General features: G+C 50.7%; 9 protein-coding genes. 5 read left to right on the forward strand and 4 right to left on the reverse strand.

Features of this window, described 5'->3' with window-relative positions:
- The first annotated feature begins 263 nt into the window (after window positions 1-263).
- The 5 genes from M0Q23_09240 to M0Q23_09260 all read left to right on the forward strand — a co-directional run bounded on the left by M0Q23_09240 (window position 264) and on the right by M0Q23_09260 (window position 5198).
- The gene (locus M0Q23_09240) at window positions 264-1139 is read left to right on the forward strand and encodes a glycosyltransferase family 2 protein (GenBank protein MCK9528804.1); all 876 of its coding nucleotides are present in this window, start codon (window positions 264-266) and stop codon (window positions 1137-1139) included.
- Window positions 1140-1592: 453 nt separating this feature from the next.
- Window positions 1593-2132, forward strand: a complete 540-nt coding sequence (locus M0Q23_09245) for a winged helix-turn-helix domain-containing protein (protein MCK9528805.1) — start codon at window positions 1593-1595, stop codon at window positions 2130-2132.
- A gap of 474 nt (window positions 2133-2606) precedes the next feature.
- Window positions 2607-2750 (forward strand): hypothetical protein, encoded by a 144-nt coding sequence (locus M0Q23_09250; protein MCK9528806.1) that lies wholly within the window; start codon window positions 2607-2609, stop codon window positions 2748-2750.
- Between the two features lie 59 nt (window positions 2751-2809).
- A complete protein-coding gene (locus M0Q23_09255) occupies window positions 2810-4252 on the forward strand; it encodes a class I SAM-dependent methyltransferase (protein MCK9528807.1) in 1443 nt (480 codons plus the stop codon).
- A 76-nt stretch (window positions 4253-4328) separates the two neighbouring features.
- Window positions 4329-5198 (forward strand): flippase-like domain-containing protein, encoded by an 870-nt coding sequence (locus M0Q23_09260; GenBank protein ID MCK9528808.1) that lies wholly within the window; start codon window positions 4329-4331, stop codon window positions 5196-5198.
- 239 nt (window positions 5199-5437) lie between these two features.
- On the opposite strand, the gene M0Q23_09265 is transcribed toward M0Q23_09260, so the two are convergent.
- The 4 genes from M0Q23_09265 to M0Q23_09280 form a co-directional block, all read right to left on the reverse strand.
- Window positions 5438-6577, reverse strand: a complete 1140-nt coding sequence (locus tag M0Q23_09265) for a UDP-N-acetylglucosamine 2-epimerase (GenBank protein ID MCK9528809.1) — start codon at window positions 6575-6577, stop codon at window positions 5438-5440.
- Window positions 6578-7333: 756 nt separating this feature from the next.
- Window positions 7334-7507, reverse strand: coding sequence for a type II toxin-antitoxin system HicB family antitoxin (locus M0Q23_09270; protein ID MCK9528810.1), 174 nt, complete (start codon window positions 7505-7507; stop codon window positions 7334-7336).
- Between the two features lie 166 nt (window positions 7508-7673).
- Window positions 7674-8108 carry a DUF488 domain-containing protein gene (locus M0Q23_09275; protein MCK9528811.1) on the reverse strand — a complete coding sequence of 145 codons (435 nt, stop codon included), beginning with the start codon at window positions 8106-8108 and terminating at the stop codon, window positions 7674-7676.
- Window positions 8105-8719 (reverse strand): DUF488 domain-containing protein, encoded by a 615-nt coding sequence (locus M0Q23_09280; GenBank protein ID MCK9528812.1) that lies wholly within the window; start codon window positions 8717-8719, stop codon window positions 8105-8107. The genes M0Q23_09275 and M0Q23_09280 overlap by 4 nt, the downstream gene beginning before the upstream one ends.
- Window positions 8720-9375: the final 656 nt, after the last annotated feature.

Below are 9375 nucleotides of genomic sequence, written 5' to 3' on the forward strand. Positions count from 1 at the left end.
CCGGAATGACAAAACAGAAAGTGTTTCAAAAGTGTTGGCGTTTCAATGAACGAGCTCTATACACTAAAGCGTCCTCCAAAATCAAGCCGTCGGTATGGAAACAGCCACCCGCCGCCTTTGTCACGAATCCCGTGTTCCAAGATTTTGCCGGCGCCTTCCCGTCGAGCCATGATTTCCCTTGCAAAATCGGCATCCTGCTGTATAGGTACAGGGACAGGGAAGGGTGTGTACGAGTACCGGGGTGTTACAGGAAAGGGTGTGCCATGCCTGAGATCAGCGTTATCATACCCGCCTGCCGCGAGGAAGCGGTGATCGGCTCCGTCGTCGCAACGGTCCGGGCCGTCCTCGACGGCGCAGGCAGGTCCCATGAAATCATCGTCGTCGATGACGGTTCCGGCGATGGAACGGCCGATGCCGCCCGCGACGCGGGTGCCCGGGTCATCTCCCACCCCTATAACATCGGAAACGGTGCCGCCGTGAAAACGGGCATCCGCCACGCCGCGGGGGAAATCATCGTCACCATGGACGGTGACGGCCAGCATGATCCCCACGACATACCACGGCTGCTCGAGCCGCTCGGCCGTTACGACATGGTCGTCGCTGCCCGTACAAGCGATTCGGAGTCGTCATTCCACCGCCGCCTGGCAAACGCGTTTTATAACCTCTTCGCGTCATACATATGCAAGCGACCGATCAAGGACCTGACCTCGGGATTCAGGGCCATACAAGGCGATATAGCCCGCGGCTTCGTTTCCCTCCTCCCCAACACATTCTCATACCCTACGACCATCACCATGGCCATGGTCAGGGCGGGGCACAGCCTCGCCTACGTTCCCATCGAGGCACGCCGCCGCGTGGGAAACAGTAAAATCAAACTGGTCCGGGACGGGTCCCGCTTTCTGCTCATCATCGTCAAGATCGCCACCCTCTACTCGCCTCTGCGCATATTCCTCCCCGTAAGCGCCATCATGTTCCTCACCGGTGTGGGATACGGCCTCTTCAGGATCGTCTTCATGGGAGGCCGTTACGGTCCGACGTCGGCCATGCTTATCACCATGTCCGTCGTCGTCTTCATGGTGGGCCTCGTCTCCGAGCAGATCACCCAACTCCGCTACGACCGAAGCGCGGGCAGAGAGTGACCCCGCCGCGGCACCCTTCCAGAGACCGTTGAGCTTTGTCATTTCGAGGAGTGAGACCTTTAATGTTGTCATTTCGAGGAGCGCCTTAAGGTCCGTCATTTCGAGGAGCGAAGCGACGAGAAATCTTTCTTTACTATCGATATGTGTACGATTTCTTCCTCCGGTCGAAATGACACAACCGATAGTTGTTCTATAAAGGTCATCGGAACGCATCGATTGCGACGTACCGGAAGCCGACGCTTCCGGAGACCGTTGAGCTTTGTCATTTCGAGGAGCGCCCTAAGGTCCGTCATTTCGAGGAGTGAAGCGACGAGAAATCCATGTCCCGATCACAGCGAGGGATCTTTTAGACCTCATGGAGATTATTCCCGGTGACAAGAAGTTTCGAGAAAAAACCTTGACACCCGGTGCCGATATGTTATGAGTAGAAAAACTACTCATAACGAGGAATGCATGTCCGACCTTTTCGCGGGACTCATCTCATCAAAAACCAGGATCGGCCTGCTGGTGCGCCTCTTCTTCAACCCCGGCACCCGGGCCTACCTCCGGGAACTGGCCACGGAACTCCAGGTGTCCACCAACGCCGTGCGGGAAGAGCTGAACCAGCTTACCAAAACGCAGCTCCTCACCTCCGAACGAGACGGCCGCAGCGTGTATTACAAGGCGAACACCGAACACCCCCTCTTCCCGGAACTGCGCTCCATGGTGGGCAAGGTCATGGGCCTCGACCAGGTCATGGAGAGCATCCTCACCCGCCTGGGCGACCTCGAAAAGGCCTGGCTCATCGACGACTACGCCGAGGGAAAAGACACGGGCATCGTGGACCTGGTCCTGGTGGGGAACATCGACCGGTACCACCTGAACGACCTGACCCGTAAAACAGAGCGCTACATCAACCGCAAAATCCGTTCCCTGGTACTGACCAGGGAGGAATTCGAGGCATTCCTGCCCACACTCGAAAACAGGCCGCATTATCTGGTGTGGGAGGGGTGAAGTCCGTTGAAAATCCCCCTTTTGTAAAGGGGGATATAGGGGGATCGGGCGAAGCCCGTTGGAAGTCCCCCTTTTGTAAGGGGACTTGAAAGGTTGGCAGGGATGGACCGTTAGCAGGTAAAATCCCCCCTGGCCCCCCTTTCATAAAGGGGGGAACCGGGAAGGGCATAGCGCCTTCCCGTAAGGAAGGCAGGATATAGGGGGATCGGGTGAAGCCCGTTGGAAGTCCCCCTTCGTAAAGGAGAATATAGGGGGATCGGGTGTGAGGCCTTTGAAAACCTATCGATTGTGTCATTTCGACCGTCCAACTTTGTCATTTCGACCGTAGGGAGAAATCTTAAAGATCTCTCGCTTTGCTCGGGACATGGATTTCTCGTCGCTTCGCTCCTCGAAATGACGGATCTTAAGGCGCTCCTCGAAATGACAAAATGAAAGGTCACGCCTACAGGATTGTTACAGAGGTGGCACATGCTGTTGATTAACAATATTTGCGACCTGACCCGCACAACCGAACGCTCCATCAACCGCACAATCCGGCCCCTGGTACTGACCAGGGAGGAGTTCGGGGAATTCCTGCCCACCCTCGAAAGCAGGCCGCATTATCTGGTGTGGGAGTAAAAACAGCAATATTTTATGCCCCGATTGCAACATCTTGATAAAAGGCGGACGCATTAACAATGCTTAAAAGAACAAAGCGTTTTATTGAAAAAAGAAAATCGATCAATGCGGGAAATTACCACACGAGACATTATACGCGTACTGTGCATCGTGCACTTGCCATCATAGGCAGTCTCGGCGAAGCAAGGTCAATTCTGGATATAGGGTGCAACCAAGGATTGACAAGTCGACTCCTTCTGGAACGCACACAGGCAGATCAGATAACGGGAATAGAACTCTCCAGATCGACCGTTGACAAAGACCTGCTGTCAGATGAGAGGTTCAAATTAATAGAGGGCGACATTTGCGAGCTGCCCTTGGCTGGCTATTATGACGCAATTATTTATGGTGCGGTACATCATCACATAGTGCGGAAGCATGGTCTGAGTGAAGCCGTCCGGGTGCTGCAAAAAATCGCCGAATCATGCAGGGGTAAACTTTTCTTTGAAACAGGCCACATTACTGAAGGTGGAAGGTGGGCGTGGCAAAGAAAGCTCCGCCAATACTTTAAAACCGATGAAGAACACATTTATTATTTGCTGCGATCAATAGAAGAAATGATTGCGGGTTTCGAAGTAATAGGTCGTTTCCGGATTCATGGTGTTAAACGCTGGCTGCTGTGCATCAACATGAAGGGTGAGGCTCAGCTGACTAATTCTTGCGCACCAGGCGGAATGAACTGGGATAATTTCTCCGACACTGATGAAACTGAAAAATATACCCGAAACTTCGGTAGCAAAAAACAGAGACTATTGCCAATTATCAATGAACAGAATAATGGACCGGTTGAGTTTCAAAAACGAAAGATAGGGGAGAGTGTCTATTTCGTAAAAAAAGCTCTGCATTCAAAAACATCCTTAATGCAGGAGTATCATATAGGACGAGAGCTTATGGAGACGTGGGCTGTTCAGCCTCTCTCCATGCCATCATCGAATACGATTATTTTTCCGTTCATCGCAGGGAAAAAGATTGTTGGCGATGTCCAATCCTTCTCAATCAGGGAGCGCAAGTTAATATCTGGTCAGATCACGAAGATATGGGATCGTTGCCGAATAATCACATTACACTGGCCCAAAGGGATAATGACGCCAATACCCGATAGTGCTGTTTTGTCACAAGTTGTCGATCTGAATCCCAACAACTTTCTAGTGGAACAGTATGACGGTCAACCACGGGTGAGGGTGGTCGACTTCGAACCTCGATCAAACCATTATCACTGGAAGAATAAACTGCACATTGCCAGCATGCTTATAGCATTGAAGCATCATAGAATTCGTGCTGTTGGTTTGGGATTGTCAGGATTTTGTGAAGGTGTGATCTGTCTGTTGAAATACCAAAGCAAAAGCACAGGTGAACGGATTCGTGACGGGCAACCTTCGCTTTCATCAGCCATCATGGCAGAAATCCGATCACTTGTCGGGAAAACGGTGACATCTCTAATTCCGAGTTTCTATGAAGAATAACTCAACTAAAAACTATTCTCGGGTGGTCCTGTGGCTATCCTGGCTCCTCGGGCTGACTCTTTTCGGACTGATATTAATGCAAGTGTGCAAATCGGGCGCACTTGCATTTATTTTTTATTTTTCCCCGAAGATTGTAATTCCATGGCTGATTACTACTTTTCTTGCCCGGCTTTTGATGGTGGAAGTGTTTGTGCGGCCGATTCAGTTACTCGGAGTCACAATGCGTCGAATGTCGGCTTTCTGGCTCGGATGGTTGCGCACTTTTTTCAATCAGATGATTCCCCTGTCGGGCATCACGCTCATTGCGGCCTACTGCAAAAGACACTGCGGTCTCGCCTGGGGAGAGCTTGGGGCTTTATCGTCCCCTTTATATTTTCTTTCTCTCGCGGCAACGGGAATTTTTGCAACGGGCTCAATTATTCTCGGGGCCGACAAGCTGGGAAACTCCTTTGTACCCGTGGCAGTTCTTTCGGTTTTGATAACCAGTCTTTCCATTGCGATAATTGCCAAGGGCTCGGTCGTGCTTGTCTTCCTGCCGGCAGGTGTGCGGCGCCGTCTGGATACAATGGAGCGATCCCTTCGATTGTTTGAGGGGCATGGTCAGCTTTTGTCTCGCTTGTTTGTCTCCTACGGCGGGATACTGTTATTGCGCTGTATTCGATTGTGGCTGTTGTTTTTTCTGGGAACGAACCTGAATCTCGGCGTTCAGGAGATACTCCTGCTTGCGGCTATAAGCGAGTTCGGCTTTCTTGTTCCCCTCATACCGGGTGGGATCGGTGTTCGAGAAGGTGCCCTGATATCAGTGGCCTGGATGCTTGGACTCGATATGGAAATTGTTGCGGCTGTCGCTCTTATGGACAGATTGTTCAGCATTGTTCTGGTTGCCATCATGGCGATACCTGCATATTTTGTCCTGAGAAAAGAGATCGTAGCAGTGGCAGAATAGCTCGTCGGCAGGGTTCACAAATTTCGCACGCCGGCTGTGAATGCGAGATCGCCACAGGCAACTGTCAGCATCGAAGGATATCTTTGAACAGGTCGCCGTACTTCCCCGCCAGCACTTCCCAGTCAAATTGTTCCGTTGACATTGTCGGTCCTGCCGACCGGGCCAAAATGCATCTCAGATTTGTGGTTGAAAACAAAATATTGAGAGGAAACGGTAAAAGGATTAACTTTACCCCGGAATTAGGGAGCAGACCGATATTTTTTGATTGTTTCAGCAGACAATGAATTGCCATGTGCTATGCCGCAAGAGTGGATTAAATAATCTGCAATCTGCTTCGAAGGTCTAGGCAAATCTATCGGAACCGGCCTGAAGTCCTTTGCCATTGCGAGGAATTCTTCCAGCATCTGATTTTTGAACCCCCATAGCATGGCGTTAATTCCGATTCCGTCGCAACGTTCTGTTTTATTTCTCAGCACCAAACAGGGCTTACACAGGTAACTGCATTCTTCCTGGATGCTTCCCCCATCAGCGAGTACCATTTTCGCGTTACGCATCAGGGCCGTGAAGCTTACGTAATCCTGCATCTCCATGATTTTCACGTCCGAAGACAGTCTATTGTGCAGATTGTATCGAGTGAGGTATCTGCGTGTAGGCTTGTGCGTTACGAAGATCACAGGTAATTCTTCAGACACACGATTTATGAGTGAAACCACTCGTTCAAGGCGGTTGCGGTTTGTGATCGTTTCAAGCCTGTGGCATGCAGCGAGGGCATAGGGTTCTTGCGGTATAGATATTGTAGCAGGCACAGTTTCAGCGAAATGTAGCGCGTCGACTACGGTGTTCCCATCAACGGGGATCACTTTTCCCGGAACATTCATTTGATTCAGATGGCTCAAAGCGTCTGCGGAGGGTGCGAACAAAACATTGCAACGCTTCATGCAGTAGACGCGGATCAGTTCTTCCGGGAAAGGGTGAAGGTAGTCATAGCTTCGTAGCCCCGCTTCAACATGTCCCACCTCAAGCCCAGCTGCCCGAGCCAGCGAAACGCCAAGAAGTGTGCTCATAGTGTCACCGTGTACAAGGCATATGCCTCCACCGGGAAACACTTTTTCTCGTAGCCACTTTTTTCCAAAAATACAGTAAGAACTAAGCCGAACAGCCCATCGCAAAGCAGATGCTATACTCGTAATATCACGCTTATTGTCACTAAAACTGAAATCCGGCTCTCGAATTTTAAAAACTTGCCTGAGAGATCGGGTAAAGTCCCCGTGTTGACCACTGTCAATATAACGAAAGGCAATATTCCTGTGCTGGAGTTCCGCCATAATGGGAGCCATTTTTATGAACTGTGCTTTCGTTCCAATGAAAAACTGTATCATTTCTCCAACTCGCTGATCCTTTAGGGCAGGGCGGTATCCGAGTGTCTATCTACACCGAACTGCTCGTTTAAGCAATGATTTAGATGAAAAAGCCGTCGGTTCATGGAGAGTATAATGACTTCCGCCGCAAGGTTCGTGACCGGAGCGATCATTCCTTCAACATGCTCCACGCCGTCGGTGAAGCCTTTCCAGAAGCCCCGGTCTCCTTGAGACTCTTGGACAAGGAGAGGAGCCTGTACGCAGCCGGCAGGTGATACCCGTGGTTACGGCGACGGCGTCGATGATGATGAGGACCGCGTGACCCGGTTCTATCCCTCCGCGGGCCGGTGTGCCTTCCGGTGAACTCCACGGGGCCTCGTCTAGTCGTCCGCCCGTAGGGTATGGAACGACTCTCTGTGATGACAGTATCTGTTCCTGCCCCGATCAAGGAGATTCCGGGACGGCATGGAACCTTTTCCCGGGTGTACCCTCCCAATCGCTGCAAGCCTGCTGATTCGTTCATAGAGCATTGAACGCTTCGCTGCCGGCAGATACCGAGCGATGAGAAGCGGGTGGGGGCGTCGTTTCATAGGGCCTTTGATGTCCGTTATTCCGGAGGGCGACGAGGAATCGTTTCCCTTCCGTGGAGGCACGGACCCATGAAAAGGAAGGCTGTGTCATCCCTTGTTGTTTCGCTGTTTTCTGATGGTCCGGGTTGTTCTTGACGCCTTCAGAGCCGGTCTGTGACCCGGCGGGGGCGGGGACAGCGGGAGTAAGTTAAATAGGTAAGTACGTCCCCCTATTTGTAGCCATCAACATATAGGCATCTTTCATGTTTTCTTCTAGTTCTTCAAGCGTTTCGCCCTGAGTCATGATTTCTGGATGTTCAAAAAGCTTACCCACCCAAAACTTTTCCCCTTTCCAATAGATCATTTTCAGTCTTGTTTCCATTCCGTGTCCTCCCTGCAATCTTGTTCAAACATAAAATACCATAGAGAGAAAAAATAGGGAATGTTGCCTCTGTTTTCTTGGGCCGAACGTTCAAGCTCACCGGCGCGCCAAACGCAAGCGAAGAGCCGCTTTTGGCGCGTCCGAGTGCAGCGCAATGGCAGGTTTCTTATAGATGAACAATTTCGACATCATCCCATTCCCTGTGCAAATATTCAGCGACAAGTCTGCGATGACAATGCTCGGGTGTGGTCTCGCTGCAAAGTAGGCACCCACCATCAAGAATGCTCTTATCGACCTTATCTTCTATGTGGCGTGCGGCCATCAATGATAAGAACTGCAGTTCGTAAGTAGCCCAGTCACCGCCATTCTTTTTGTAGGCATCGAGAATATCTTGGGTCGGCGCTAATTCCGGCAAATGAACATAATCGATCTTGCAGATTTCACGGAGGAAAAACTTTAAGTCGTTCTTTTTTGTAAATCCCGCCAGCTGTGAGACATTATTGAGACGGGCATCGACAACGCGAATAAGCCCCGGCTGCTTTAGGCGAGTAAAGAACTGCTCCGCGCTTTTTTTTGTAAAACCTATAGTAAATATTTTCATGACACCGCAACCCGTTCTTCTTTGGCCATTGTCTCGTCCTGATATGCAACACGCTCACCTTGCATTAAATAGGCATCAGCCATGAATTCCTCTCGGCTTTTAAACATGTCGCCTTCCGATAGCTTCCAAACGGCAAGAAGACGAGACTCCATGGCTTCATGAGACTCCAGGGAGCCATCAGTCAAGATGTGATTGACTGGGATGCCAGTTTCGGAAAGCTTGCGTGCCACTAATAATGCCCTGTGACATTCGATAGGATCTTTCTCGGCGCACATGAGCGCAATGCGGTACCGGTTAATGCCTTGAACTACGCGATCGATTCCTTCAAGGAATATCGGCTCTTTGGCTAATCGTTCATACTGAACTCTGCCTTGTTTGTAGCAGGCTGGATTTTCACTCCGTGCGCCTAACTCTTTGCCGAGAAAAACGTAAGCGATGCCTGCTGCCGTCAACGCAGTTTTCAACGGTTCTCGTGAATATTGCGGCACATACCGGCTATATGGGTGTGACCGAACATCACCGAGAGCGGTAATGTCATGCCGGCGCAACAAATCCATGAAGACGGTAATTTCATAATTTGAATGGCCAATGGTGTAGATCTCTGATTTCATGTGAACCGCTCCGCGTACAGAACAGCCGCTATAAGTTTATAGTAATAGCCTTGGTAGGGGTCGCCAAGGCTGATACATAGTACTGGACTTGGTATGACATATTGACCGTCATCACGTGCAAGGAAATTCCGTTCAACTACGGGGTCTGTAACATCCATGCGGTATGTCGCCCCTCTGTATATAAACTCGCCGCGCACTGCACGCTTGGAATTCGGGTATTCCGGGGCCTTGCGACCCACCAGCAGGCGTAAGCGCTCGGCTGATACAAGATAAAGAGAAGCTCCATCTTCTTCTTGTCCAACCGCTACCCGGTTATTGAGGCCGGCGTAGCTGCTCTGCCCCAAGCCCCACAGGTTCTCAGGGTTGTCCAGCCAAGCCTGGATGTCGCTCCAAGACAGATGACTACCCACTGAGGTGGCAACAGAGCAACAGGAAATCTTGAGAGAATTGGGCGTCTCGTCGATCCCCGCAGTACTCTCATGAAAATGTAGTGTATAAAATGAACCCTGAAAATCTGTATAGCATTAATTAGTCGATCCTGAAAAACCCATTTTTAGAAAGTGGTTCTGTAGGAACCGATTTTTTGGCAAGCAGAAAGCCATTGTAAAATTAGACGCAAAAAAGCAGCTGCCCACTGCAGCAGCTTGGCAAAGTTC

This window comes from Syntrophales bacterium (genome assembly GCA_023228425.1).
Classification (GTDB): domain Bacteria; phylum Desulfobacterota; class Syntrophia; order Syntrophales; family UBA2210; genus MLS-D.

Bases quoted from the DNA above. Each gene is read 5' to 3' on its own strand.
- M0Q23_09280 (MCK9528812.1), bottom strand. From the start codon at position 8,719: ATGAAATCAGAGATCTACACCATTGGCCATTCAAATTATGAAATTACC.
- M0Q23_09245 (MCK9528805.1), top strand. From the start codon at position 1,593: ATGTCCGACCTTTTCGCGGGACTCATCTCATCAAAAACCAGGATCGGC.
- M0Q23_09240 (MCK9528804.1), top strand. From the start codon at position 264: ATGCCTGAGATCAGCGTTATCATACCCGCCTGCCGCGAGGAAGCGGTG.
- M0Q23_09270 (MCK9528810.1), bottom strand. From the start codon at position 7,507: ATGGAAACAAGACTGAAAATGATCTATTGGAAAGGGGAAAAGTTTTGG.
- M0Q23_09265 (MCK9528809.1), bottom strand. From the start codon at position 6,577: ATGATACAGTTTTTCATTGGAACGAAAGCACAGTTCATAAAAATGGCT.
- M0Q23_09260 (MCK9528808.1), top strand. From the start codon at position 4,329: ATGCAAGTGTGCAAATCGGGCGCACTTGCATTTATTTTTTATTTTTCC.
- M0Q23_09255 (MCK9528807.1), top strand. From the start codon at position 2,810: ATGCTTAAAAGAACAAAGCGTTTTATTGAAAAAAGAAAATCGATCAAT.
- M0Q23_09275 (MCK9528811.1), bottom strand. From the start codon at position 8,108: ATGAAAATATTTACTATAGGTTTTACAAAAAAAAGCGCGGAGCAGTTC.